The sequence below is a fragment of the Qipengyuania aquimaris genome (genome assembly GCF_020171965.1).
Taxonomy (GTDB): Bacteria; Pseudomonadota; Alphaproteobacteria; order Sphingomonadales; family Sphingomonadaceae; genus Qipengyuania; species Qipengyuania aquimaris_A.
In genome coordinates this window covers 207,940-233,096 of the sequence record NZ_JAIUZK010000002.1, presented here as the reverse complement: position 1 = coordinate 233,096, position 25,157 = coordinate 207,940, and the positions used below count along the sequence as shown (strand labels likewise).

Below are 25,157 nucleotides of genomic sequence, written 5' to 3'. Positions count from 1 at the left end.
CCGCCGTGTACGACTTGCTGCTCCTCGCATCGTTTCTGACGTTCCTGGTGACGAGCGTCGTCTACCTGCGCCATCCATCGGCCTGCATCATGCACCCGGCGACCTTTTATCTGACCTTTCACGGCCTTGTCTTCGTGTTCAGGCCGATCGTCGCCCGCATCTACGACTTCAGCTTCGTTTACCGGGTCTACGATTTCCAGCCTTCGATGAGCGACAAGATTACCGTGATCCTGGCGACCAACCTCGCGATGATCGTATTCGTGGCCACCTCGCTATATGTCGCCCCGAGATTGCCGGTCGCCCTGGAGCAGGATCGCTTCGAAAGCGCGCGCGCTGCAATGAAGCGCCCTATCCTGATGGTCTTCGCCATTCTTGCGCCGCTGGCCATCTGGTCACAGCTCGGCAATTGGCAGCGCCAAGCCGACAATTACGGCTCGATGGTGCGCGACCTGTCCACCGGCGCGGCGATCAACACCGATGCGGTCGGCTGGTTCACCGATGCGGCGCTCATCCTTGCGCCGATAACCGTGCTCCTCGTCTGGCTCGCCCGGTATCGCTGGTGGAGCTGGGCATTTTTTGCTGTCTTCGTGATCCTTCAAGGCGGTGGGGGCACGCGCGGACCGATCATCTATACGGCGATTGCAATCGGGATCCTGGCATTGCTGGAGTATCGCAGGCGCTGGGTCGACTGGCGCGCGGCAGCGCTCGCATTGCTGGCAATCCTGGCTTTCAACCAGATCGTTCTGGACCGGGGCGCCTCCTTGCGCGGCCTTGCCGGGCAGGCCGGAGAGGCGGATTACGCAAACAACATCGAGCTCAGGCCTTTCGAAGGCATGGATTTCGCAAATCTCGAGTATTTCGAGTACATTGTTTATGCTGTTCCGCAGCGTACGGGCACTTACGACTATTTCGCCAGCAACCTGCAGATTTTCACGGAACCCGTTCCGCGCGTCATCTGGAAGGACAAGCCGGTCGGGTCCCCCGTCCAGTTCTTCAGCCTGTGGGATTACGGCACTCCGATCGGGATGACCGGATCGCTGCCTGGCCAGGGCTGGATGGCGCTCGGCTATCCGGGTGTGGCGATCCAGGCGCTGGTTTTCGCCCTGCTCTACTCCACCGCATTCCTGCTGCTCCTTGGCCCCAGGGCTACGCCCGCTCGCCAGATACTCTACGCCCTGATTGCCGCGACGGCGATCCACGTATTTCGCGACGGGACGCTGGTCACGCTGGCCCGCCAGATGCCGTTCTACATCGGTCCGTTCGTGCTGGTCCTGGCCTTGAAGAGGGTCTTCACATCGCCGGCGCTGGACCGGACTGCGGACAGCCAGGCACCCGTGGCCGAATTTCTCGCGCAATCGCCCGGGGAGAGGCGGAGGATGCTCGCCGCACAATCCCGCCATGGCAAACAGACGCCGAAGCCGTAGCGCACGACAATCCAGTTGCTTTAAGCAACTGAGACTGGCGCTTCCTTTGATGATGGGTTAGCTTGCCTGTCATGGGAGACAGACCAATGAGCGACCGCGCCACTGATTTCGATGTTTTGATCGTAGGTGCCGGTATTTCCGGCATCGGCATGGCAGCGCACATGACGGCAAAATCGCCGAATCGCAGCTATGCGATTCTCGAACGGCGCGAAAATCTCGGCGGCACCTGGGACCTGTTCCGCTATCCCGGCATCCGCTCCGACAGCGATATGCACACGCTGGGCTTCGATTTCGAGCCGTGGAAGCACGAAAAGTCGATCGCCGACGGTCCGGCCATTCTCGACTATCTCGAGAAGATCGCCGACGAGCGCGGCATCCGCAAACACATCCGCTTCGGGCACAAGGTCATCGCGGCCGACTGGCGCGGTGCGGACGCGCGTTGGCACGTTACCGTCGAGGGCGAGGACGGGGAGCGCAAGCACCTGACGGCAAACTGGCTGTACCTCGGCTCGGGCTATTACGATTATGACGAGCCTTACGACCCGGGTTTCGACTTCGGCGAATTCGAAGGCCAGGTGATCCACCCGCAATTCTGGCCCGAAGATCTCGACTATACCGGCAAGCAGGTCGTCGTGATCGGATCCGGGGCGACTGCCGTCACGATCGTCCCGTCAATGGCCGACAAGGCGGCCAAGGTCACCATGCTCCAGCGCACGCCGACCTGGATGTTCTCGCGCCCTGCGAAAGACGCGCTCGCGAATTTCCTGCGCAAGGTCCTGCCCGAAGAGACGGCTTATCGCATCACGCGCTGGAAGAATATCAAGATGCAGGATTTCAGCTTCAAGATGGCGCGTAACAAGCCGCAGAAGGTGAAAGACGGTCTCCACAAGCGTATCCGCAAGTCGATGGGCAAGGATTACGACCTGACCCCGTTCACCCCGCCCTACGATCCCTGGGACCAGCGCCTCTGCCTCGTCCCCGACGACGATCTGTTCCAAGCGCTGAAGAGCGGCAAGGCGGACGTGGTCACCGGTCATATCAAGGCCTTCGAGAAAGGCGGCGTGCGGTTGCAGGACGACACCTTCCTGCCCGCCGATATCGTGGTCACCGCGACCGGTCTCAAGCTGGCTGTGGCAGGCAAGATCGACTTGTCGCTCGAAGGCGAGAAGGTCGATCTGGCAGACCATTTCTACTACAAGGGCTGCATGTTCTCGAACGTGCCGAACCTTGCGGTCGTGTTCGGATACCTCAATGCCAGCTGGACCCTGCGTGCGGATATCAACTCCGACTACATCTGCCGCGTCCTGAACGAGATGGATGCGGTCGGCGTCGACGTGGCCGTGCCGGTACTCCCGGAGAACCACGGTCTGGAGGAGGACGATATCTTCGATTTCTCCTCGGGTTACATCCAGCGCGGCAAGGCCATCATGCCGAAGAACGCGGTCGGCTATCCCTGGCGCCTCAACCAGGAATACGTCCTGGATCGCAAGCGGATGCGCGAAGAGCCGATCGACGACGGGATCCTCGCTTTCAGGCGCAAGGGTGCAAATTCCAAATCGCCCGATGAAACTCTCGAAGCTGCGGAGTAGCTTTCCGCAGCAAGCGACACTACGTCTGTCCGCATGACCAAACGCATCTACACCGCCGGGCTCGTCGTTATCGGGGACGAGATCCTTTCCGGACGCACGCACGACAAGAACATCGCCCAGGTGGCGAGCTGGCTGCAGGTCCAGAATATCAGGCTCGCCGAGGTGCGCGTGGTCCCCGATGTAATCGACACCATCGTCGGGGCAGTGAATGCCCTGCGCGAAAGCTACGATTACCTGTTCACGACCGGCGGCATCGGTCCAACGCATGACGACATCACTGTCGATGCCGTAGCCAAGGCGCTGGGTGTCGATGTCGTCATCCACCCCGAAGCGCGCGCGATCCTCGAACGCTATTACGAAGACAAAGGCGGACTAAACGAGGGCCGCCTGCGCATGGCGCGAGTGCCCGAAGGCGGGGAGCTGATCCCGAACAGGATGTCCGGCGCTCCCGGCATCAAGGTCGGCAATCTGCACCTCATGGCGGGTGTCCCGCATATCACCGCAGGCATGCTCGACGCGCTCACCGGAACGCTCGAAGGCGGGGAGCCTTTGCTCAGCGAGACGGTGGGCGGCTTCATTCCCGAAAGCGAGATTTCCACCCAGCTGCGCGACGTGGAGAAGGCGCATTCCGAATGCCAGATCGGCAGCTATCCCTTCTTCCGCGAAGGAAAGGTGGGGTCGAACTTCGTCATCCGGTCGACCGATCGCGCCGCACTCGATGCCTGCATGGCGGAATTGTGCGAGCGCCTGACCGAAGAAGGGTTCGAATTTACCCCCGGCGGAATCTGATCTCCGCTTGCCTTGGGCTGCACTCGCGCTAGCCTGATTGCAGACAAGGGGGTTTGATGGACTGGTTTCTTATCCTGGTCCTCTTCGGGGTCGCATTCTACCAGCGCACGCATCTGCGCGCCCTCCAGCAGCGCCTCGAAGGGCTCGAGGGGTCGCTAGATCATGTGCACGCGCTCCTTAGAGAAGGCGCTCAGGCCACGGCGCCCGAGCGTGAGGAGGCGCCCGCTGCAGCAGAGCCTGTTGCAGATGAGGTCCGCGACGCGCCTGAACCCGCTGCTGCGCGCTCTGTTTCCGTTCCCAAATCGGTCAAGCTCGTCGGTGCTCCAGAGGATGTCCCGGCCCAAGCGCATAGCGAGGCGTCGGACCAGCCAGATGAGACTCCCGATCCCACCGTCCCCGACAAGCCGGGCTTTTTTGAGCGGTTCTCCTTCGATTTCGAGGAGATCTTCGGACGCAACCTCTTCGTCTGGATGGGCGGCGTCACGCTTGCAGTCGCGGGCGTATTGCTGGTCCGGTATTCGATCGAAGCGGGCCTGCTGACTTCCAGCGTTCGGGTCGCACTGTCCTTCCTGTTCGGCATCGGCCTCCTCGGCGGGGCGGAGGCGGCTTATCGCAATGCCGACCGCGTGGGCGACGAACGCGTATGCCAGGCCCTCGCAGGGGCCGGCCTCGCCACCCTTTACGCCGGCTTCTATCTTGCCGGCACGCAGTACGGGCTCATCGGACAGACCTTCGCCTTCCTTGGCCTTGCGGCCGTCACGGCCCTCGCGATTGCCCTGTCCTACCGGTTCGGCCTGCCAAGCGCAGTCTTGGGCCTTGTAGGCGGCTTCGCCGCGCCTGCGCTGGTAGGCAGCGAAGAGGCGAACCTCCCGCTCCTCGCCCTGTACCTCGCCTTGGTGACGGGTGGTCTCACCCAGACCGGCAATCGCCAGCGTCGCCCGTGGCTCGGCATGGCGGCCCTCATCGGCGGCCTTGGGTGGGGCGGATTGCTGCTCACCGGCACGGGCTTTTCCGCGACCGATATCGTCGCGCTCGGCCTGTTCTTCGTGCTGCTCGGCGCGATCCTTCCCTCTTTCCTCGCCAGCGAGAAGTTCGAGCAGCCCCTCCGGCTGGCCGCAGCGGCTATCGCCAGTCTCCAGCTGGCCGTGCTCGTCGACGAGGGCGGCTATTCGCCCTTGGCATGGGGCCTGTATCTCCTGCTGGGGGCATCGCTGGCCTTTTTCGGTTGGCAGAAGCCGCCGATGCGCCCTGCCAATGCCGTGGCCGCAGCCATCGGCATCTTGTTGCTCGCCTTCTGGAGCGATCCTGCAACCGGCTCTTTCATCGCAGTCCTGATTGCGCTTGCAGCCATGTTTGCGGGCGTTCCGCTGTTCCATGTGCTGAAGGACAAGGACCAGCTGGTCGACCGCGTCATGGTCGCCGCGGTTTCTGCAGGACTTGGTCTCACCGGCGCGCTGACGCTGGATGGTTCTTCGAGTTTGCTGGCGGGCATCTCTTGTCTTGCGCTCGCCGCCCTGCCCGTCGCCGGGGCGAAGGCCCTCTGGAGCCGCGCCGACAGTGTTTCCGTCGCGCTCAATCTTGCGTCCGCCGGTTTGCTGGCGGGACTTGCCGCCGACAGCCTGCTCCCCGAATGGACCCTGCCTATCGCGCTTGGCGCCATCGGCGCTGCGATCGTCTGGACATTGCGTAATCGGTTGGCGGAACATCCCGCTTTCCTGGCTACCGCGTCCGCATTCGCCTTCGCTTCCATCCTGAGCCTGCCGGGCACCACTGCCGGAATGGCCGAGATGGACGCGCTGACGGGAAGCACGCAGTCTCCCTACTGGCTCGGCCTGCTGCGGTGGCTTGGGGCCGCCTTGCCGCTGCTGGCGCTCGGCTATTTCGCAAAGGACAAGCTGCCGCGCAGCGTTGCGGAATTCCTTGCCGCCCTGGTCGTGTTCTGCGCAGCGCTGCAGGTCCTTCCGCCTATCGCCGCCGTCTGGCTGGCCGCTGCCATGGCCATCCTCCTGCGCTGGAAACAGCAGCAGCGCGAATGGGCAGTGCTGGGGCTTGTCCTCGCCACGATTGCCTGGGCCGCCGAACCGCTCACCATCTGGCTCGAAGGTGCAGGCGGCGCATTGTTCGGCGATCCCTTCATGCTGACGGATTTGCCAAGTATCCGGCAAACCCTCGGCTTTATCCTACCCTTCGCCATCGCCCTCGCCATGGCGCGGATTACCGAGGGCCGCATTCTCGAGCAGCCGGTCCCGCTGTTCTGGGCGGCGCTGGTTCCTGCGTTCATCACGGCGCATGTCCTGTTCAAGCAGGTCTTTGCGATCGAGACGCTGCCCGCATTCGAGCGTACGGGTCTGGCAGAGCGCATCCTCCTCGAAACGCTGTTGCTCGGCGCTGCGTGGCTGGCAGCCAAGGGCATTGCCAGCCTGCGTTCCAGCCCGCTTGTCGCGAGCCTGCTGGCCGTCACCGCGCTGGCTCACTTCACGCTCTTTACCGGCTTCTGGCACAATCCGCTGTTCGCCATGCAGGCGGTAGGCCCAGTGCCGATCGCCAATCTCGCCCTCGCCATGACAGTGGTCGCCGCCGCAATCCTGCTGTCTCTCCGCCTGTGGGTGCCGCGTTTCCGCAGTGCCATCGACGCAGCGATCGTGCTGGTCGTGAGCGTCGGCGCGATCGCCCTGCTGCGGCAGGTATTCGCGGGCAGCTACCTGGTCGAGACCCCGATGACGCAGACCGAGGACCTCCTGCGCTCGCTTCTCGGTATCCTGCTCGGCATCGCATTCCTCATGATCGGCAGCCGCCGCGGCGAACGCAGCTGGAGGATCGGTTCGCTGGTCCTGATGACCGGCACCGTCATCAAGGTCTTCGGCTTCGATGCCGCAGGTCTCGAAGGCCTGCTGCAGGTGGCGAGCTTCCTCGCACTGGGTGCCAGCCTGATCGGGATCGGCTGGTTCTACAAACGCCAATTGCGTGCCGCCCCGCAAGACTGACGCGCACGCCCCAAAGAGAAAGGGCCGGAGGTTTCCCCCCGGCCCGTTTCTTTTGCGCTACCGCTTCGCTGCATGAGCGCGGCGATGCGCTATCAGTGAGCGGGTAGGAAAGAGCCTTACGCTCCCTCCACCTCGCCGAGGTCGACCTTCAGGCCCGGACCCATCGAGGAGGTCAGCGTGACCTTCTTGACGTACTTGCCCTTGGCACCCGTCGGCTTCGCCTTGACGATCGCATCGGTCAGGGCCTTGAAGTTTTCCTTCAGCGCGTCGTCCTTGAACGACAGCTTGCCGATGCCCGAGTGGATGATGCCCTGCTTCTCGACGCGGAATTCGACCTGGCCGCCCTTGGCGTCCTTCACGGCCTGTTCCACGTTCGGGGTCACGGTGCCCAGCTTCGGGTTCGGCATCAGGCCCTTGGGACCCAGCACCTTACCGAGGCGACCGACGACGCCCATCATGTCCGGCGTGGCGATCACGCGGTCATAGTCGAGGTTGCCGTTCTGCATGTCTTCCATGAGGTCTTCCGCACCGACCTTGTCGGCGCCGGCGGCAGTTGCCTTCTCGGCATTGTCACCGCGAGCGAAGACGGCGACCTTGACGTCCTTGCCGGTGCCGCTCGGGAGCGAAACCATGCCGCGGACCATCTGGTCGGCGTGACGCGGGTCGACACCCAGGTTCATCGCGACTTCGACGGTTTCGTCGAACTTCGCCTTGTGCTCGCGCAGCGTGGCGAGAGCTTCGTCGACGGTGTACAGCTTTTCGCTGTCGAGCTTGGCACGAACCTGCTGGTTCTTGGTCTGCTTTGCCATGGTCTTAGCCCTCCACCACTTCGAGGCCCATCGAACGCGCGGAGCCTTCGATGATCTTCATTGCCTGGTCGATGTCGTTCGCATTGAGGTCAGCCATCTTGGCTTCTGCGATTTCCTTCACCGCGCTCTGCTTGATGGTTCCGGCGGAAACCTTGCCCGGCTCCTTCGAACCCGACTTAAGCTTCGCGGCCTTCTTCAGGTAGAAGGAAGCCGGCGGCGTCTTGGTGGTGAAGCTGAACGAACGGTCGGCATAGACGGTGATGACCGTCGGGATAGGAGCGTTCTTTTCGAGGTCCTGCGTGGCTGCGTTGAACGCCTTGCAGAATTCCATGATGTTCACGCCGCGCTGACCCAGTGCCGGGCCGATCGGGGGTGACGGGTTTGCAGTGCCCGCGGGCACCTGCAGCTTGATATAGCCTTCGATCTTCTTGGCCATTACGGCCTCCTTTCACACTGTCGGCAGCACTCTTGCGAGGGCGGCCTCATGTTAAGCGGTCGAGCGGTCCGCGAAGCAGACCTCCCGCGTGGGTATCCTAGCCATGGGCTTGGGAAGGCGCGCACATAGCGATTCTGCGCCCGATTGCAAGCCTGAAGCGCCGTGTTGGACGCCATTTGGACTTGCCCGCGCACTGCCCTACAGAGTGGAACATGTGGAACAGGGTTCAGGAGCATAAATCTGCCGAGGCGATGACAGGGACTTGGGAGAGCATCTACAGCGGAATTGAGGGGCTTTTGCATACCAGACGATTTACCCGCCGCTTCCAATTGTAGGAAACCGTCATCTACAGATACGGTAAATTCTTCCCTTTCCCGAACAAGAGGTTCTGTTAAGGACTCGAATATAGAATACGACGGGACTTTTACTGAGGGGTGGTGGAAATGTTTCGTATTGCAATCGAAGTGAGGGATCTCATCTCGAGCAATGTGTCGAGCGCGCTGGACAAGGCGTCCGATCCGGCCAAGCTATTGCTGCGCCTGCAGCGCGAGATCGAGGAAGCGCTGGTCGGCCTGACCGGCGATATGAGCAAGGCCCGCCGTTACAAGACCCGGCTGGACGCCCGCCTCGAAGATACCCGCGCCCAGATCGACGAATGGCAGGACAAGGCGAAGTCGGCGATGAACAAGGGCCGCGAGGATCTTGCCCGGCAAGCGCTGATCGCCCGCGAGGATACCCGGCTTTCCGTCAGCAAGATCGAGGAAGAGATCGCCGCCATCGAGGCAGGCCTTATCGAGATGCAGGAACTCGAACTGCAACTCGAAGCCAAGCGTGACGACGTGCGCACGCGCCTGGCCGACCAGCTGGCGGCAGACCGCCTTGCGCCCGTCGCCAGCCGGACCGCTGCCGCCGAAAGCTCCGTAGATCGCCGGCTCGGCCATATCGAGGCGCTGGAAAAGCGCACCGGCTATGCTCTCGACGGATCGCACGCTGCCGCCCGCAAGGCCGCCGTCGACCGCGAACTGGAAGATATGCGCCGCGAAAACGCGGTCGAAGACGAGCTGGCCGCGCTGCGCGCCGGTTCCGGCACATCCGCCTGACAATCCCGGCGCGGCCCGAACCGGTGCTAGGCTGGGGATTTACCCCCGCCCCGACTTGATGCAGCGCGCCCGGTGCGGGATGCATCCGGGACACCAGCAGGGGATGGGTAGGAATGACGGGCACCGCGACCAATGAGAACAGCCTGACCGGGGTCGAGAATTCGCCCGTTTCGCAAGCTGCGGCTGTGCCCGGCACGCTCGGCTGGGGGCGCTTCATCCTCCAGTTCGTGACGGTAACGGTGGTCTTTTTCCTGGCATCCGTGCCAGCGGTGCTCATGCTGGGCATGACGTCCGAAGGACTGATCGGATCGGTCGCGGGCAGCATGGCCGCCGCGCTCCTGCTGTGCTGGTTCTGGCTAAGCCGCGATGGCCACTTGGCTGCTGCGTGGAACCTGCGCGCGCCCAAGAGCTGGGGCAATACCTTCGCCCTCGCCTCTCTCGCGACCGTGCTTATCATCGCGTGGTTCCAGGCGGGATCGTGGCTAGTCAGCCAGCTGGGTATCGATACGCCCAATGTCGTGGCGGTGATGGATTTCGTGACCGAAAGCCCGACGAGCTTCGTCATGTGGATCGTCTTTGTCGCCTGGTTCGCGGCCGGCTTCGGGGAAGAATTGCTCTATCGCGGCTTCCTGATGGACCGGCTGCAGCGCCTGCGCGGCATCGGCGACAAGATATGGCTGGTAATCCTGATCCAAGCGGTGCTGTTCAGCTTCCCCCACCTCTACCAGGGACTGGGCGGCGTCCTCATCACCGGCGTCGTCGGCGCAGGCCTCGGCTATTTGCGCGTAAAGTGCGGCGGCAATCTGTGGGCCTGCATCCTTGCCCACGCCGCGGTCGACACGATCATGATGAGCCTCGCCTACGCCAACAGCCTGGGCATGCTCGGCACCAGCTGAGGGCGCAACCGCAGATACGAAAAGGGGCGCCCCTCTGTTGCGAGGAGCGCCCCTTTTTCGGATCGCTGATGTCTTGCGGTTACTTGACCAGCTCGACCTGTTCGAATTCGAGTTCCACCGGCGTGGCGCGGCCGAAGATCGAAACGGAAACCTTGACCTTCTGCTTGTCGAAATCGAGTTCCTCGACAAGGCCGTTGAAGCTGGCGAAGGGGCCGTCGAGCACCTTGACCTGGTCGCCGATCTCGTAATCGACATTGACCTGCTTCTTGGGCGCGGACTTTGCTTCTTCGACACCGCCGAAATAGCGCGCGGCTTCCTTTTCGGAGATCGCCTGCGGCTTGTTGTTGTTGCCGAGGAAGCCGGTCACCTTCGGCGTGTTCTTCACGAGGTGGTACACGTCGTCGGTCATGTTCAGCTTGGCCAACACGTAGCCGGGCATGAACTTGCGCTCGACCTGGACCTTCTTGCCGCGCTTCACTTCGGTGATGGTTTCGGTCGGAACCTCGACTTCTTCGACGCCTTCGGAAAGGCCCAGACGCTCTGCTTCGGCGATGATCGAATCGCGAACCTTGTTCTCGAAGCCGGAGTAGGCGTGGATGATGTACCAGCGTGCCATGATCTAATCTTTTATCCTGTCGGAGGGTCTTGTCGGGCCGTTATGCCTGTCAGGCGAGGGTCATGAGCCAGCGCACGACCGCGCTGAACACCGAATCCACGCCGAGGAAGAAGAGCGAGAGGATCACCATCATGATGAAAACGAAGATCGAGATGCGGATCGTCTCTTCGCGCGTCGGCCAAACGACCTTGCGGCCTTCGGTCTGCACCTGCCGGATGAATTCGGCGGGGGAAGTCTTGTTTCCTTTGTCGGCCATGGCCTGTCACTCTCGCACTTGAACTGCTCGTGCCTTCCGGGATGGGGGTTTCGCCGCCCCGGTTCAAGTCCGGGAGGGGCTGTATCCATCATCGATGTCGGAAGACGACAAGCCATGTAGGCTCCACCCGCGCAAAACGCAAGCGGGGGAGAGGCGCGCTTTTGCGTCTTTCCAAGGCGGCCAAGCATCTCTAGCGTGCGCGACTTGATTTCAAGGGACGCGAGAGGGGTTTTCTCACCATGGCAACAAGCCAGGCACCAAGTCTTGGCGATCGGCTGGTAGAGCCGGTCACCAATGTATCCGATTTCATCTGGGTAGGTACGTGGAACGGGGTGGAAGTGCTCCCCTTCCCGCCGATGACCATCATCCTGCTGGGCATCGGCCTGTGGATCATGATCGGTCTGCGATTCTACCCGATCATCAAGCTCGGCAGCGCCTTCAAGGGCCTGTTTGCAGGACGCAAGAGCCAGGGCGAAGGCGAAATCTCGCCCTTCGCCGCGCTTTCAACCGCGCTTTCCGGACAGGTCGGCACGGGTAACCTTGCGGGCGTGGCGACTGCCATCGCGCTGGGCGGGCCCGGGGCGATCTTCTGGATGTGGATCACCGCCCTGTTCGGCATGGCGCTGGCTTTCGCCGAAGGTTCGCTGGCGATCCGCTATCGCGAACGCACCAGCGACGGCGTGCTGCGCGGCGGTCCGATGACCTACATCATGATGGGCCTGGGCAAGAAGTGGACCTGGCTGGCCGTGGTGTTCTGCCTCGGCACGCTGTTTTCCGCGCTGGTCACCGGCAACTCCATCCAGGCGAACGCCGTGGCCGACGGCCTCAACGAGCTGTTCGGCATCGAGGAGTGGCTCGGCGGCCTGATCGTCGCGATCCTGGTGTTCATCGTCATCATCGGCGGCATCAAGTCGATCGGCAACGTTGCCGAAAAGGTCGTGCCCTTCATGGCGGCGGCCTACATCGTCATGGCCGTGATCGCGCTGATCCTGAACTTCGGCGACCTGGGTGAAACCTTCTCGCTGATCTTCAACGGCGCGTTCAATCCGCAGGCGGCCAGCGGCGGCTTCGTCGGTGCGGCGATCATCATCGCCATCCGCGCCGGTGTCGCACGCGGCCTGTTCTCCAACGAGGCGGGCCAGGGTTCGACCGCCATCGCCCACGCCGTGGCACAGACGAACGATCCCGAAACGCAGGGCCGCATGGCCATGCTCGGCACGTTCATCGACACGATCGTGATCTGCACCATGACCGCACTGGTCATCCTGACCGTGCGCGGCGACTTTACCGCGGGCGGCGAGGCAGTGCTGCACGCATGGCAATCCGACCGCGTCGGGTTCGAGATGACGAGCGGCGCCTTTGCCGCCGCCTTCCCGTTCACATTGGCAGGCGTCCCCATCGGCACGCTGGTGGCCTCAATCGCGCTGATCCTGTTCGTCTTCACCACGCTGCTGACGTGGTCCTATTACGGCGAACGGGCGATCACCTTCCTCTACGACCGGATGAAGGGTTCGACCCGCTCGGGCGAGAAGAAGCTGCACATGGCGTGGCGCGTGTTGTGGTGCGTGGTGATCTTCCTTGGCGCGGCGCAGCCTTCCGAACTGGTCTGGCGCCTCGGCGACATTTCCAATGCCGCAATGGCGCTGCCCAACCTGCTCGCCCTCGCACTGCTCAGCGGCGTGGTGTTCAAGCTGGCCCGGGGCGAGAAGGATGCCGGCCCCACGCACACGGCCGACACGCCGGAGGAACCGGAAGAGTACTGACCTCTTCCGGCCTTTCGCAGGCACAAAAATCAGGGGCCGGGGGTCTTTCGACCTCCGGCCCCTTCCCTTTTACGGGTGTCCTTGAGACTGAACCGCTTAGCGAGCCCCGAACAGGCGGGCGAAGAAACCCGGCTGCTCCATCGGGAGGATCTTGCCGTGGTGCTTATAGCGCAGGGACGCGTCGCTATAGGCCTTGGGCTTAACCCACCGATCGGGGCGGCTACTATGGAAGGACAAGCTCGACATGGGTTACCTCCATGAAATACTTTCCCACCGTCCTGCCGCGTAAAACCCCCTAGTCGCCAATCCGGTTCCCGACATTCTGCTGCGCAGGCAGGGGCTTGTCCCGTTGCGGGACTCGCCTCGCCGCCTACTTTCCGCCGCTTGCGATCCAGTCGTCGATCTTCGCCTCGAGCACTTCGAGCGGAACATCGCCCGTCGCCAGCACTTGGTCATGGAAACGGCGCACGTCGAAATCGTCGCCCAATTCCGCTTCTGCCTTGGCGCGCAGCTGCTTGATCTTCAATTCGCCCGTTTTGTAGGCCAGCGCCTGGGCGGGCATCACGATGTAGCGGGCCGTTTCGCTTTCGGCGAAGTCGCGCGCCTGGCCGTTGTCGACCATGTATTCGATCGCCCGCTCGCGGCTCCAGCCCTTGGCGTGCATCCCGGTATCGACGACGAGCCGCACCGCGCGCAGCAACTCGCCCCCCTGCAACGCTTCAAGACGGTCAAGCGGATCGTCGTAAAGGCCCAGTTCGTAGCCAAGGCTCTCGGCGTAGAGGCCCCAGCCCTCGCTGAAGGCGGTGAACCCGCCATAGCGCATGAAATCGGGCAGTTCCTCATTCTCGAAGGCGAGCATCGTCTGGAAGTGGTGGCCCGGATTGCCTTCGTGCATGTAGAGGTTGATCGACGTGCCGAGATTGCGCTCCGCCACGTTGTAGCCGCTGAAATAGAAGGTCCCCGGCCGCGTCCCGTCGGGTTTGCCTGCCATGTAGGATGCGGCAAGATTGAAGGCCTCGCGATATTCCTCGTAAGGCTCGATGCGCAGCGGCGTCCTGGGCTGGTTCAGGAACAGGCGATCCATCAGGGGATCGACTTCCCTGGCGACTTCGTACCACGCCTCCTGCAATTCGGCCTTGGTGGTGTAGGTCGGCGCCGTGCGATCCCCTGCTTCGGCTTTCGCTGCGGCAATGGCTGCGTTGATGCGCGCAACTTCGGAAAGGCCGGTCTGGTGGATCTCCTCGGCCGTCAGCGGCAGCGTCGTCATTTCGTGAATGCGGTAGCTGTAATAGGCATCGCCGCCCGGATTGGCGGTCGCCGCAATCGTCTCGCGCGCGACGGGCAGGTATTCCTCCGCGAGGAAATCGCGCATGCGCTTCATCGCGGGGAAGAGAGTTCCCTGAACTGTCTCGCGATAGGCCGCGGTGAGGCCCCGCTTCTCCTCGTCTGCGAAGGTGCTCGGGAATGCCGCCAGAGGCGCGTAATAGGGGTTCTTGTCGTCCGGCGCATTGAGCTGCGTATCGAACTGCTTGATCATGATCTCGACCGTCAGGCTCGGCACGGTAATGCCGCGCGCGGCACCTGTCCGCATGCGCGCGATCATCTGGTCGATGATCTTGGCGGCATCGCGGTGACGCGAGAGGTTATTCTCGTAATCCTTGACCGTATCGAACGGCATCAGGGCGCCGGGGGCGGAGAAGCGCGGGTAGAACACGTGAAGCCCGCGAAAGTGATCGAGGGGCGTTGCGAGGACGGTCGGCAAAACATCCGGCGCGGTTTCCGCGATCCGGCGTTCCATCGTGTATTCGAACGTATCGTATACGATCCGGTCGGTCTGGCTCAGCGCGGCGCGGTCGATGAGGCGCAGGGCGGCAAGATCTGCCTCGGCGGCAGCGCGCTCCTTGGCGTAATAGGCTGGCGAGAAGTCGCCCAGCCGGTCGGCATCGGAGAAATCGCTACGAAAAAACGCTGCGACCGGGTTGCGATCGAGATAGGCGGCCTCGCTGCGGACCAGCAGTTCGTCCAGCGCCGCGGCAGCGACAGCTTGCGATGCGCTTTCGCCCACGGCCTGCGCGGCGCTTTCGATGCCGTTCGTTGCGGCAGTGCAGGCGCCAAGGCCCGATACCATCACCAGGGCCAGCGCAGTGCGCGTTGCGGTCATTTTCATAGTGCCTCTCCTGTATTCGTTCTTACTTGCCGCCAGCCGCGATCCAGCGGTCGATCTTTGCTTCCAGCACCGGCAGCGGCAGACCGCCGCTATCGAGCACCTGGGCATGGAATGTGCGTATGTCGAAAGCATCGCCCAGCGCGCTTTCTGCCTTGGCCCGCAATTCCTGGATTTTCAGCGCACCGACCTTGTAGGCAAGCGCCTGGCTGGGAATGGCGATGTAGCGTTCCACCTCGGCCACCACTTCCGTGCGCGTCATGCCGGAATTTTCCAGCATGAAGTCGATGGCCTTTTCCCGGCTCCAGCCCTTGGCGTGAAGGCCCGTGTCCACCACCAGCCGCATGGCGCGAAGCTGTTCGTCCTGAAGCGTGCCGTACCGGTTCCACGGATCGTCGAAGAAGCCCATCTCGTACCCGAGGGTCTCGGCATAGAGCGCCCAGCCTTCGATATAGGCCGTCGTTCCGCCGAAGCGCATGAACGCCGGCAGTGCCTCGTTTTCCTGCGCCAGGCTGATCTGGAAGTGATGCCCCGGCGCGCCTTCGTGCAGGTACAGCGTCATATTGCCGGTCGTCAGTCGGCTGGGGAGGTCATAGGCGTTGAAATAGAACGTGCCCGGGCGCGATCCGTCCGCTGCACCGCTCTGGTAGGATCCACCTGCCTCGAACTTCTCGCGATATTCCTCGTAAGGCTTGATCTCGAGCGGGGTCTTGGGCGTGAGCGAAAAATACTCCGGGATCTTCGCATCCACCTGCGCGCCGATATCGTAATAGGTCTGCGTCAGCGCTTCGCGGCTTTCCGGCTGGAACTTGGGATCGGTGCGCACATAGTCGAAGAATTCATTGAGCGTGCCTGTAAAGCCGACCTCGGCCTTCACCTTTTCCAGCTCGGTCTTGATCCGGGCAACTTCCGACAATCCGAGATCGTGGAGGTAGTCGGGCTCCAGCGGCAGAGTGGTCGTTTCTTCGACGAGCTGGCGGTAAAGAGCTTCGCCGCCCTTCATCTGCGACAGGCCCACGCTTTCGCGGGCGGCAGCGTAATACTCGTCGCGCAGGAAATCGCGCAGGCGTTCATGCGCGGCGTAAACCTGCTCGATGCCGGTGCGATACTCGGCCTCCAGCCGGGTCCTGTCGGCTTGCGAGAATTCCTCCGGGAAGTTCGTCACCGGCATCCAGAATGGCGACTCCTCGATGTCGAGGGCCAATTGCGTGTCGAGCTGGCTGATCACGTTGCCGATGGTCAGCTGCGTTTCCAGTACGCCGCTGTCCATCCCTTCGCGAAAACGCGCAATCATGCGGTCGGTCAACTCGGCATAGTCGGCGTGCCGCTTCAGATTGTTTTCGTAGTCTTCGAGGGTCGCGAACGGTGCCGCGCTCTGCCCGCTCGCGAAGCTGGGATAGAAGGTGTGAAACCCGGTGAAATGGTTGACCGGTCGCACCTCGGTCACGGCAAGTATCTGAGGCGTCAACCCGGCCAGCGCCTCTCGCTGGTTGTAGGCGAAGACATCGTAAGCGATCCGGTCGGTTTCGGACAGTTTGCTACGATCGATTTCGGCCAGCTTTGCAAGGTTGAGCTGCGCATCTGCACGCGAGGCATCGTTGTAGGCGTCGGTGTAGTAGTCCCCGATCCTGTCCGCATAGCGCGTATCGCCGCGAAACAGCGCCGACAGGGGGTTGAGGGCCAGGTCCCGCTCGTCCGCGTCTTCGAACAGGCCGAACAGGCGGTCATGCTCGCTGGCCTCGTCGCTTGCAGAGACCGTCGGTGCCTCCCCAAGGGGCGGGACACTCGCACAAGCGGAAAGCGTGAGTGCGGATGCGCCGATCAGCGCGGTGCGAAGCAAATTCATTGCGTAAAGTCCCTGTCTCGATTCTGGCAGCGGCCTATGCCTGCCGGACCGCCGCGACAAGCGACAAACGGACCGGCGACCGAAGATGGTCGATCAGGGACGAGCGCCGAGGGCGGCCCCTCACTCGATGACGCGGCCGCGAACCATGACCCAGCCGGTGTCCTCGAGCACGCTGACATCGTCGAGCGGGTTTCCGTCAACCGCAACCATGTCGGCGGAAAAACCCGGCGCGATGCGGCCGATTTCGTTCTCCATACCGAGCACCTTTGCCGCGCCCGTGGTGGCGCTGGCGAGCACCTGCGCATCGCTCATGCCGCCCTTGCGCATCAGCGCGAGTTCGCCGGCATTGTCGCCGTGCGGGAACACGCCGGCATCGGTACCGAATGCCATGGTCACGCCCCATTTGCGCGCACGTTCGACGATTGTCTCGGCATAGGCGCTGACGGCGCGGATCTTGTCTTCGACAACCGGCGTGTAGAAGCCCTTGCCAAGGTTCTCCTTGATGCCCTGGAATGCCATGAGGGTCGGCACGAGGATGGTGCCGTTCTCGCGCATCACCTTGGCCGCCTGTTCATCGATATAGGTGCCGTGCTCGATCGTCTGGACTCCGGCACGCGCCGCCAGTTCGATGCCGCGCGCACCGTGCGCGTGCGCTGCGGTCTTGAGGCCAAGCGAGTGCGCCGTATCGACGATGGTCTTCATCTCGTCGAAAGTGAAATGCGCTTCGAGCCCGCGGCCCTGCTGGCTCAGCACGCCGCCGGTCGCGGTGATCTTGATGAGATCGGCACCGTATTTCGATGCCAGCCGCACCTTCTCCGCGCACTCGGTCGCGCCGGTGCAGGCAAAGGAGGTGCCGAGTGCGTCGTTCACTTCGCGGCGGAAGCCGTTGATGTCGCCATGCCCCCCGACGATCGCGATGGTGCGCGCTGACGTGACGATGCGCGGCCCGGGAAGCATTCCCTCGGCCGTCGCGCGGCGCAGCGATTGCATGACCTGGTCGCTCCGCGCGCCAAGATCGCGAACGGTCGTGAAACCGGCCTTGGCGGTAACGCGCGCATTCTTGGCTGCCACCAGCGAATACCATTCGGGCGGCTGGACCGCCGCGCGCCAGAACTCGCCGCTCGGATCGCCGGACAGGTGCGTGTGCAGGTCGATCAGGCCCGGCACCAGCGTCTTGCCTTCCAGATGGACCATCTCGGCGCCTTCGGGCACGGCCTGCCAGCCATCCACGATGCTGACGATCCGGCCGTCGGTCACGGTCACTGTCGACCGCCCCAGCGGAGCGCTGTCGGCATCGGTCACTACTCCGTCGGCATGGATGACGGTGGTCTGGGCAGCGAGCGGCGTTGCCGCCGCCAGCACGCTTGCGGCAAGGCCCGTGATCAGTTTTCGCATGAATTCCTCTCCTCTTGCTGGCCCGTGATGCCTGCACGACCCGCCGCCGACAAGCCCCGGTTTGCCCTTCGCCGCGCTATCGCTATGTAGCCGGGCAGAAGATTCTTGCAGGAGAGAACATCTTGATTACCCTTCGTCGCCTTGCAGTTGCCACCGGCCTGCTTGCCACAGCTTCCATTTCCGCACAGGCACAGGCGCGCCCCATGACGCCCGAAGACGTCGCCGCGCTCGAAAGCGTCGGCACGGTCGCCGTTTCGCCCGATGGCAGCCGCATCGCCTACACCACCGCAAGCCTGCCCGACGTCACCGAAGGCGAGGAAAACGGTTCCACCACGCAGCAGCTGAATGTCGCCTATGGCCCTGCCAATGCGCGCGAATTCCTGCCCGAAGACATGAGCGTGTCGGGCATCGCCTTTTCGCCCGACGGCCGTATGATCAGCTTCGTCTGGGCAGACGGAGACGAGGACCGCGCGGTCTGGGGCATCCCGGTAGACGGCGGTGCGCACCGCAAGCTCGCCGCGGTAAAGGATGCCAGCGTGCGGTCCTATGCCTGGGCTCCGGACGGCTCGGCGATCTGGATGCTGGCTTCGGCCGAAGACGACAAGGACCGCGAAAAGCAGTCCAAGGCCGGCTTCAATGCGATCGTTTATGAAGAAGAAGCACGCCTCAACCGCCTGTTCGCAGCCAAGGTCGGCGGCGAAGTCGATGCCGAGCCGACCGAACTGACCATTCCGGGTTATGTCAGCGGCTTCCACGTCGCGCCGAACGGCACGACCGGCGTCGTCGAAAGCGCGCCCACGCCGCAGATCGACGACGAATACACCTCGAAGCGCGCGCACATCATCGACCTTACCAGCGGCAAGGTGCTCAACGTGGTCGAAACGCCGGGCAAGCTCGGCGATATCGAGATTTCGCCCGACGGCACGCAGCTGTCCATGATCGCCGGCGTCGACATGAATGACCCCGCCGACACGACGCTGCACCTCGTCGACGTGGCAACGGGTAACTACCGCGCGCTCAACGCCGGTGCCGCAGAAGCAGCCGTCGATGCCGAATGGCTTCCCGACGGCCGCCTTGCCGCAGTCATTCATACGGGTGTTCAGTCTTCGCTGCGCGTCTACAACGCCGATGGCTCCGTCGCCGAGGAACATGATGGCGGCGCGCTGGTCCTCAGCAGCGTCGAAGCCGGCGGCAATGTCATCGCCGTCGAGGCGAGCAGCCCGAAGCACCCGACCGAACTGTTCGTGTGGAACAACGGCGCATTCCAGCGCTGGACACAGCATAACAGCTGGCTGTCGGAAATCGATTTTGGCGAACAGCGGGCATTCACCTTCACCGCGCGTGACGGCCAGCAGGTAGAAGGCGTCCTGATCGAGCCGGTCGGCGGCGCACCTCGCGGTGGCGCTCCGCTGATCCTGAACGTTCATGGCGGCCCCGAAGCGCATGACAGCAATGGCTGGCAGACCGCCTACTCCAAGCCGGGCCAGGTCGCAGCAGGCCAGGGCTATGCGGTCTTCCTGCCGAACTATCGCGGATCGACCGGCTACGGCACGGCTTTCTCCAAGCAGCACCAGGGCCGCTATACCGACCCCGAGTTCACCGATCTGGTGGACGCGAAGCGCGCGCTTGTCGAAGCGGGCGTGGCCGATGCCGACCGCGTCGGTGTGACCGGCGGTTCCTATGGCGGTTATGCGACCGCATGGACTTCGACCTATTTCAGCGACGAGTTCGTGGCGGGCGTGATGTTCGTCGGCATTTCGAACCAGATCTCGAAATTCGGCACGACCGACATCCCGTACGAAATGTACAATGTTCACAGCCGCGCCTGGCCGTGGGACGACTGGCAGAAGATGCTCGAAGTCTCGCCGATCTATCACGTCGACAAGGCCAATACGCCGCTCCTGATCATGCACGGCGCGGAAGACACGCGCGTCGCGCCCAGCCAGAGCTACGAGCTCTATCGCTCGATGAAGGTGCGCAAGCCCGACGTGCCCGTACGCCTGGTGCTCTATCCGGGTGAGGGCCACGGCAACCGCAAGGCAGCGGCACGCTACGACTACAACCTGCGCATGATGCGCTGGTTTGATACCTACCTGAAGACGGGCGACCGCGACGCGGCCATGCCCGACAGCCGTCCCGAGCTTGCCGACGGCACTGTCGGCACCGCGTCGAAGGGCGACTGACCGAAAAAAGGCGAAAGCCTTAACCCGATCGTGCTAATGGCCTGCCAATTCCAAGTTGCGGAGTTGGCAGGCCATGATCGGATTACTGAGCATCGTCATCGGACTGGCCATGATCGCGGCCGGTCTCGGGATGTTTCCCGACCTTGAGGAGATCCCGACCGTTCTCGGCGTAATCTTCGTCCTCTTCGGGGCGATCCTGGTCTGGGCCGGCATCTACAACATCTGGCTGGGTATCCAGCGAAGGCGCGCCTATGCAGGCGGACGGGAGCGTAAGGGTACGGCTCGCCTGTTCTATACTCCGACCGGAGACGATGGCAGCGTCTACCTCATATTCGCGACCAGCTATGGCGAGTGGCTGGTGAGCGTCAGCACTTCCGGCATCGAGCACCTGCTGGACGACTTGGGTGGCGAAGGCGTGCCGGCCAAGGCCTATATGGGCTCCAACGACAAGCTCTATGGCCTAGACCTGGCGGGCGTGCGTACGAAACCGATCTCCGCAGGCGATCCCTTCGAAGGCAAGTTCCGCGAGCGGATAGAGCGGGCGCAGGCGCTGGCCGAAAAGCACAACCGCTTGGCTGGCGAACGTAAATCCTAGAAGGTGTAGCCCACGCCCAGGGCCACAAAATACTGGTCGTTATCGCCGCGAATGCTCGTAAACGGCGTATCGGCAGCATCATTGACCAGCTTCGACCAGCCGCCGATCCCGATCACCGATAAACCGCCATCGGTCACATCACCGCTGAGATCGTGTGCGAGAAACAGGTTGATCCCATAGCTTTGCATCCCGCCTTCGGCCTGGAAGCCGGGCAGCAAAGCCTCTTCGGCAACTAGCGCGTTCACCGGCGGAACCGAATAATAATAGTCCGCAAAATCGTCGTCGATGAAGCTGGTGCTCAGCGTCAACGAGGCGGCCGTCGCGCGGCTGAGCGGGGTAAAATAGGTGACCGAGGGACTTATCGTCATGCCATTGTGAGCGCCCGCGACGTCCCATGTCGCGTCCACATTGACGCTCAGGCTGTCGAAGGGGTTGAGCACCTGGGGAAATGACACGCCGAAGCTGCCGCCGATTTCGACTGCGCGATCAAGTTCGCCATACAAAGCGACGATATCGTCGTTGATATCCTCCGCATCGACGCGGTCGCTGCGCAGTCGGAACATGGGTCCGGCGGAGAAGTTCACCTTCGCATCGTCGGCATCGGGCATGAGGTCGAGCGCAAGGCCCGCCGGGCGCGGATTGATGTCGATGCCCCAGACAGAACCCTGCACGATCGGCAGGACATTTAGATTGTAATCGTCGCTGCCGGAATAGCTCGCATTGTAGCCGACACCCACGCCCACGCTCAGGAAATCGCCGTCGAAAACGGTGGATGGCGGCCCGCCGGGCGCACCTTCGACCTCGGCATAGTCCTGTGCTGCCAAAGGAGCGGCGGCACACAGGCCCAAGCCGGCTGCGCCAAGGATTGCGACGTATTTCATTGGAATTTCCCTCGAATTGCCCTTGTCCGCCAAACGACCGTGTCCCGCAGGCGTTCCACGAACAATGCCGTGTCGGGCAAAACCGATTGCCGCGCAGGGCCACGGGACGTAAGCGGTGGTCCTCATGGGGCGCGAATACGATATTGCCATTGTCGGGGGCGGACTGGCCGGGGGCCTGACCGCGCTCGCCATCCATCGTGCGCACCCGACTATGCGCATCGCACTGGTGGAAGCGGGCGAGAGTTTCGGCGGCAATCATCGCTGGAGTTGGTTCGAGCATGACCTCCGACCGGAGGCGACGGACCTGCTCTCCGGCTTCACGGCGACAAGCTGGACCGGTGGCAATGAAGTGCGGTTTCCGGCCCACACGCGCCAGCTGGCCGCCAATTACCGCTCCCTCGACAGCCGTGATTTCGATGCGCACCTGCGCCGCCAATTGCCGCAGGACGCGATCCTCACGAGAAAGCGCGCCACCCACCTTGACGCGAACAGGGTAAAATTCGGCGATGGCTCGGCGATCAAGGCGCGCGCCGTAATCGATTGCCGCGATGCCGTGCCGAGCGAGCATCTTGCCGGCGGCTGGCAGGTTTTCCTCGGCCAGCACCTTCGCACCCGGGCACCGCACGGGATCGAGCGTCCCGTCATCATGGACGCGACGGTCGATCAGCCCGGCGCCTATCGCTTCATCTACCTGCTGCCGCTCGGCGAGAACGAAATCTTCGTCGAGGATACGTATTACGCCGACAGTCCGGTTCTCGACCGGGAAATGCTGGCGCGGCGGATCGAGGATTACGCCAAGGCCAAGGGTTGGAGCGCCGAGGTGATCCACGAGGAAAACGGCGTCCTGCCCGTCATCACCGGCGGCGATTTTGGCGCTTATCGCGCTTCACTCCAGCAGCCCGGCGTGGCGCTGTCGGGCGCTCGCGGCGGGTTCGTCCATCCGCTCACCAGCTACACCATGCCGGTCGCCGCTGCGAACGCGCTGGCCATTGCCGGGGCAGCGCATTTGCCCGGCCCAGAACTCGCCGATTTCGTCGGGAAACGCGCACATGACCACTGGCGTGGAACACGCTTTTACCGGCTCCTGGGAAAAATGCTGTTCGATGCGGCCATTCCGGAGGAACGATACCGTGTGTTCGAGCGCTTCTATCGACTGCCGGAGCCTTTGATCGAGCGGTTCTATGCCGCGCGCTCGACCCGCTTCGACAAGCTGCGCATCCTCTCGGGCAAACCGCCCGTTCCAATTTCCCGCGCGGTAACGGCCTTGCTTGGCAAGGGCGCGCCGCTCGTCCATGAGAACCATCGATGAACGCCGAGACGACACCCCCCGCCCCTTCCGACGCTACCGAGATACCGCACACGGGCCGCACCGCCTGCGTGATCGGTTCGGGTTTCGGCGGTCTTGCGCTCGCCATCCGTCTCCAGTCGGCAGGCATCGCAACCACGGTAATCGAGGCACGCGACAAACCGGGTGGCCGCGCATACTACTGGGAGAAGGACGGCTTCACCTTCGACGCCGGCCCCACCGTCATCACCGATCCCGACTGCCTTCGCGAATTGTGGGCCTTGAGCGGTCACGACATGGCCGACGACATCGAGATCATGCCGGTCATGCCCTTCTACCGGCTCAACTGGCCCGATGGGACGAACTTCGACTATTCCAACGACGAAGAGCAATTGTTCGGCGAAATCGCGCAGCTCAATCCTGCGGACGTCGCCGGATACCAGCGCTTCCTCGAATATTCGGCAGGCGTCTACGAGGAAGGCTACGTCAAGCTGGGCCACAAGCCCTTCCTCGACTTCAAGTCGATGCTCAAGGCTGCTCCCGCGCTGGCCAAGAAGCAGGCGTGGCGCAGCGTCTATTCCATGGTGTCGAGCTATGTCGAAAACGAGAAGCTGCGCGAGGCACTGAGCTTCCACACCCTTCTCGTCGGCGGCAACCCGATGAAGACCAGCAGCATCTACGCCCTCATCCACAAGCTGGAAAAGGACGGCGGCGTCTGGTGGGCCAAGGGCGGCACCAACCGGCTGATCGCCGCCATGGTGAAACATTTCGAGCGGATCGGCGGCACTGTTCGCCTCCACGATCCCGTCGTCCAGGTGCACACGCTGGGCAACCGGGCGAGCGAGGTGGAAACCCATTCGGGCTGGAAGGAGCGCTTCGACGCAGTCGCCAGCAATGCCGACATCATGCACAGCTACAAGGACCTGCTGGGCGAAACGAAACGCGGCAAGAGCTACGCCAAGTCGCTGTCGCGCAAGAGCTTTTCGCCGGGTCTCTTCGTCGTCCATTTCGGCATCGAGGGCACCTGGCCGGGCATCCCGCATCACATGATCCTGTTCGGCCCGCGCTATAAGGGCCTCTTGGAAGACATCTACGATCACGGCGTCCTGCCGCAGGATTTCTCGATCTACCTCCACCACCCCAGCGTGACCGATCCCGGTATGGCGCCCGAAGGCATGAGCACCTTCTACGCGCTCGTCCCCGTCGCCCACATGGGCAAGCTGTCGGTCGACTGGGAAGAGATGGGCCCGATCCTGGAAAAGCGCATCCTCGACGAGGTCGAGCGCCGCCTGATCCCGGACCTCCATGGCCGGATCAAGACCAAGTTCCACTACGCGCCGCGCGATTTCGCGATGGACCTCAACGCCCATATGGGCAGCGCCTTCAGCCTCGAACCGGTGCTGACGCAGAGCGCATGGTTCCGCGGGCACAATCGCGACGACGTGATCGATAATTTCTACCTCGTGGGCGCAGGCACGCACCCGGGCGCCGGCATCCCCGGCGTGGTCGGCAGCGCCAAGGCGACCGCGGGGCTCATGATTGAGGATTTGCTCGAAAAATGAAGAGACTAGCGGTTTATTGCGGTTCCGCTTCGCCTGAAGATCCGCGTTACATCCAGCTTGCCTATGATGTAGGCGCCGGCCTGGCGGAGCGCGGGATCGGCGTCGTCTATGGTGGCGGCAGGCTCGGCCTGATGGGCGCGACTGCGCGCGGCGCGCTCGAAGCGGGCGGCGAAGTGATCGGCATCATCCCCGAAGCGCTGGCCAATTCGGAAGTCGCGAACCACGATTGCACCGAACTGCACACCGTCGGCGGCATGCATGAACGCAAGCAGCGCTTCACCGATCTCAGCGACGGGTTCATCACCATTCCCGGCGGCGTCGGCACCATGGACGAGCTGTGGGAAGCGATGAGCTGGGCGCAACTGGGCTATCATTCCAATCCGGTCGGCCTGCTCAACGCATTCGGCTTTTACGATGAACTCATCGCCTTCAACCGCAAGATGGCGGACGTCGGCTTCGTGCGGCCTGCGCACCAGGGCATCCTCGTGCACGACACCTCGTTAAGCGGCCTGCTTCAGCAGATGGAAAGCTATTCGCCGCATACCCCGATCTTCAAGATGAAGGCGGAAGACCTCTGAGCGCGC

21 protein-coding genes are annotated in these 25,157 nt (G+C 63.0%); 12 read left to right on the top strand and 9 right to left on the bottom strand.

The window, feature by feature from the left end; all coding sequences use genetic code 11:
• Positions 1-5: 5 nt before the first annotated feature.
• The 4 genes from LCM24_RS08730 (at position 6) to LCM24_RS08715 (ending at position 6,786) form a co-directional block, all read left to right on the top strand.
• Positions 6-1,424 (top strand): hypothetical protein, encoded by a 1,419-nt coding sequence (locus LCM24_RS08730; RefSeq protein WP_224803676.1) that lies wholly within the window; start codon positions 6-8, stop codon positions 1,422-1,424.
• Between the two features lie 86 nt (positions 1,425-1,510).
• A complete protein-coding gene (locus LCM24_RS08725) occupies positions 1,511-3,013 on the top strand; it encodes a flavin-containing monooxygenase (RefSeq protein WP_224803675.1) in 1,503 nt (500 codons plus the stop codon).
• 33 nt (positions 3,014-3,046) lie between these two features.
• The gene (locus LCM24_RS08720) at positions 3,047-3,802 is read left to right on the top strand and encodes a competence/damage-inducible protein A (protein ID WP_160594256.1); all 756 of its coding nucleotides are present in this window, start codon (positions 3,047-3,049) and stop codon (positions 3,800-3,802) included.
• A gap of 56 nt (positions 3,803-3,858) precedes the next feature.
• Positions 3,859-6,786 carry a DUF2339 domain-containing protein gene (locus LCM24_RS08715; protein WP_224803674.1) on the top strand — a complete coding sequence of 976 codons (2,928 nt, stop codon included), beginning with the start codon at positions 3,859-3,861 and terminating at the stop codon, positions 6,784-6,786.
• Between the two features lie 116 nt (positions 6,787-6,902).
• On the opposite strand, the gene rplA is transcribed toward LCM24_RS08715, so the two are convergent.
• Positions 6,903-7,595 carry a 50S ribosomal protein L1 gene (gene rplA / locus LCM24_RS08710; RefSeq protein ID WP_224803673.1) on the bottom strand — a complete coding sequence of 231 codons (693 nt, stop codon included), beginning with the start codon at positions 7,593-7,595 and terminating at the stop codon, positions 6,903-6,905.
• Positions 7,596-7,599: 4 nt separating this feature from the next.
• Positions 7,600-8,031: a 50S ribosomal protein L11 gene (rplK, locus tag LCM24_RS08705; protein WP_090477950.1), complete on the bottom strand. Its 432-nt coding sequence runs from the start codon at positions 8,029-8,031 to the stop codon at positions 7,600-7,602.
• 443 nt (positions 8,032-8,474) lie between these two features.
• On the opposite strand from rplK, the gene LCM24_RS08700 reads away from it, so the two are divergent.
• Complete coding sequence (locus tag LCM24_RS08700) at positions 8,475-9,131, top strand: PspA/IM30 family protein (protein WP_224803672.1); 657 nt, start codon at positions 8,475-8,477, stop codon at positions 9,129-9,131.
• A gap of 113 nt (positions 9,132-9,244) precedes the next feature.
• Positions 9,245-10,027: a CPBP family intramembrane glutamic endopeptidase gene (locus LCM24_RS08695; protein ID WP_224803671.1), complete on the top strand. Its 783-nt coding sequence runs from the start codon at positions 9,245-9,247 to the stop codon at positions 10,025-10,027.
• 79 nt (positions 10,028-10,106) lie between these two features.
• Here the strand turns inward: LCM24_RS08695 and nusG are convergent, their stop codons facing one another.
• Positions 10,107-10,643, bottom strand: a complete 537-nt coding sequence (nusG, locus tag LCM24_RS08690) for a transcription termination/antitermination protein NusG (RefSeq protein WP_090477942.1) — start codon at positions 10,641-10,643, stop codon at positions 10,107-10,109.
• Between the two features lie 49 nt (positions 10,644-10,692).
• A complete protein-coding gene (gene secE, locus LCM24_RS08685) occupies positions 10,693-10,899 on the bottom strand; it encodes a preprotein translocase subunit SecE (RefSeq protein WP_090477939.1) in 207 nt (68 codons plus the stop codon).
• A 239-nt stretch (positions 10,900-11,138) separates the two neighbouring features.
• Here secE and LCM24_RS08680 point away from each other — a divergent pair, with 239 nt between their 5' ends.
• The gene (locus LCM24_RS08680) at positions 11,139-12,662 is read left to right on the top strand and encodes an alanine/glycine:cation symporter family protein (RefSeq protein ID WP_090477938.1); all 1,524 of its coding nucleotides are present in this window, start codon (positions 11,139-11,141) and stop codon (positions 12,660-12,662) included.
• A gap of 96 nt (positions 12,663-12,758) precedes the next feature.
• Here the strand turns inward: LCM24_RS08680 and LCM24_RS08675 are convergent, their stop codons facing one another.
• The 4 genes from LCM24_RS08675 to LCM24_RS08660 all read right to left on the bottom strand — a co-directional run bounded on the left by LCM24_RS08675 (position 12,759) and on the right by LCM24_RS08660 (position 18,067).
• Complete coding sequence (locus tag LCM24_RS08675; RefSeq protein WP_224803670.1) at positions 12,759-12,908, bottom strand: hypothetical protein; 150 nt, start codon at positions 12,906-12,908, stop codon at positions 12,759-12,761.
• Between the two features lie 124 nt (positions 12,909-13,032).
• Entirely contained in the window at positions 13,033-14,829 is a 1,797-nt protein-coding gene (locus tag LCM24_RS08670) for a DUF885 domain-containing protein (protein ID WP_224803669.1), read from the bottom strand.
• Between the two features lie 22 nt (positions 14,830-14,851).
• The gene (locus LCM24_RS08665; protein WP_224803668.1) at positions 14,852-16,672 is read right to left on the bottom strand and encodes a DUF885 domain-containing protein; all 1,821 of its coding nucleotides are present in this window, start codon (positions 16,670-16,672) and stop codon (positions 14,852-14,854) included.
• A 120-nt stretch (positions 16,673-16,792) separates the two neighbouring features.
• Positions 16,793-18,067: a metal-dependent hydrolase family protein gene (locus LCM24_RS08660; RefSeq protein WP_160594247.1), complete on the bottom strand. Its 1,275-nt coding sequence runs from the start codon at positions 18,065-18,067 to the stop codon at positions 16,793-16,795.
• A gap of 122 nt (positions 18,068-18,189) precedes the next feature.
• Between LCM24_RS08660 and LCM24_RS08655 the strand changes: the two genes are divergently transcribed.
• Both LCM24_RS08655 and LCM24_RS08650 read left to right on the top strand, forming a co-directional pair.
• Complete coding sequence (locus LCM24_RS08655) at positions 18,190-20,250, top strand: S9 family peptidase (RefSeq protein ID WP_224803667.1); 2,061 nt, start codon at positions 18,190-18,192, stop codon at positions 20,248-20,250.
• Positions 20,251-20,323: 73 nt separating this feature from the next.
• Complete coding sequence (locus tag LCM24_RS08650) at positions 20,324-20,845, top strand: hypothetical protein (protein ID WP_224803666.1); 522 nt, start codon at positions 20,324-20,326, stop codon at positions 20,843-20,845.
• On the opposite strand, the gene LCM24_RS08645 is transcribed toward LCM24_RS08650, so the two are convergent.
• Positions 20,842-21,726 (bottom strand): MipA/OmpV family protein, encoded by an 885-nt coding sequence (locus tag LCM24_RS08645; protein WP_224803665.1) that lies wholly within the window; start codon positions 21,724-21,726, stop codon positions 20,842-20,844. The genes LCM24_RS08650 and LCM24_RS08645 overlap by 4 nt on opposite strands.
• 124 nt (positions 21,727-21,850) lie before the next feature.
• Between LCM24_RS08645 and crtY the strand changes: the two genes are divergently transcribed.
• The 3 genes from crtY to LCM24_RS08630 are packed head-to-tail and all read left to right on the top strand — an operon-like array spanning position 21,851 to position 25,151.
• Positions 21,851-23,035, top strand: coding sequence for a lycopene beta-cyclase CrtY (gene crtY / locus LCM24_RS08640; RefSeq protein ID WP_224803664.1), 1,185 nt, complete (start codon positions 21,851-21,853; stop codon positions 23,033-23,035).
• The gene (locus tag LCM24_RS08635; protein WP_224803663.1) at positions 23,032-24,573 is read left to right on the top strand and encodes a phytoene desaturase; all 1,542 of its coding nucleotides are present in this window, start codon (positions 23,032-23,034) and stop codon (positions 24,571-24,573) included. Before crtY ends, LCM24_RS08635 begins: the two co-directional genes overlap by 4 nt.
• A complete protein-coding gene (locus LCM24_RS08630) occupies positions 24,570-25,151 on the top strand; it encodes a TIGR00730 family Rossman fold protein (RefSeq protein WP_224803662.1) in 582 nt (193 codons plus the stop codon). The genes LCM24_RS08635 and LCM24_RS08630 overlap by 4 nt, the downstream gene beginning before the upstream one ends.
• Positions 25,152-25,157: the final 6 nt, after the last annotated feature.

Coding starts and splice junctions, on each gene's coding strand:
- LCM24_RS08660 (WP_160594247.1), bottom strand. CDS start 18,067: ATGCGAAAACTGATCACGGGCCTTGCCGCAAGCGTGCTGGCGGCGGCA.
- LCM24_RS08715 (WP_224803674.1), top strand. CDS start 3,859: ATGGACTGGTTTCTTATCCTGGTCCTCTTCGGGGTCGCATTCTACCAG.
- rplA (WP_224803673.1), bottom strand. CDS start 7,595: ATGGCAAAGCAGACCAAGAACCAGCAGGTTCGTGCCAAGCTCGACAGC.
- LCM24_RS08700 (WP_224803672.1), top strand. CDS start 8,475: ATGTTTCGTATTGCAATCGAAGTGAGGGATCTCATCTCGAGCAATGTG.
- nusG (WP_090477942.1), bottom strand. CDS start 10,643: ATGGCACGCTGGTACATCATCCACGCCTACTCCGGCTTCGAGAACAAG.
- LCM24_RS08650 (WP_224803666.1), top strand. CDS start 20,324: ATGATCGGATTACTGAGCATCGTCATCGGACTGGCCATGATCGCGGCC.
- LCM24_RS08720 (WP_160594256.1), top strand. CDS start 3,047: ATGACCAAACGCATCTACACCGCCGGGCTCGTCGTTATCGGGGACGAG.
- secE (WP_090477939.1), bottom strand. CDS start 10,899: ATGGCCGACAAAGGAAACAAGACTTCCCCCGCCGAATTCATCCGGCAG.
- rplK (WP_090477950.1), bottom strand. CDS start 8,031: ATGGCCAAGAAGATCGAAGGCTATATCAAGCTGCAGGTGCCCGCGGGC.
- LCM24_RS08695 (WP_224803671.1), top strand. CDS start 9,245: ATGACGGGCACCGCGACCAATGAGAACAGCCTGACCGGGGTCGAGAAT.
- LCM24_RS08680 (WP_090477938.1), top strand. CDS start 11,139: ATGGCAACAAGCCAGGCACCAAGTCTTGGCGATCGGCTGGTAGAGCCG.
- LCM24_RS08725 (WP_224803675.1), top strand. CDS start 1,511: ATGAGCGACCGCGCCACTGATTTCGATGTTTTGATCGTAGGTGCCGGT.
- LCM24_RS08630 (WP_224803662.1), top strand. CDS start 24,570: ATGAAGAGACTAGCGGTTTATTGCGGTTCCGCTTCGCCTGAAGATCCG.
- LCM24_RS08645 (WP_224803665.1), bottom strand. CDS start 21,726: ATGAAATACGTCGCAATCCTTGGCGCAGCCGGCTTGGGCCTGTGTGCC.
- LCM24_RS08670 (WP_224803669.1), bottom strand. CDS start 14,829: ATGAAAATGACCGCAACGCGCACTGCGCTGGCCCTGGTGATGGTATCG.
- LCM24_RS08665 (WP_224803668.1), bottom strand. CDS start 16,672: ATGAATTTGCTTCGCACCGCGCTGATCGGCGCATCCGCACTCACGCTT.
- crtY (WP_224803664.1), top strand. CDS start 21,851: ATGGGGCGCGAATACGATATTGCCATTGTCGGGGGCGGACTGGCCGGG.
- LCM24_RS08675 (WP_224803670.1), bottom strand. CDS start 12,908: ATGTCGAGCTTGTCCTTCCATAGTAGCCGCCCCGATCGGTGGGTTAAG.
- LCM24_RS08635 (WP_224803663.1), top strand. CDS start 23,032: ATGAACGCCGAGACGACACCCCCCGCCCCTTCCGACGCTACCGAGATA.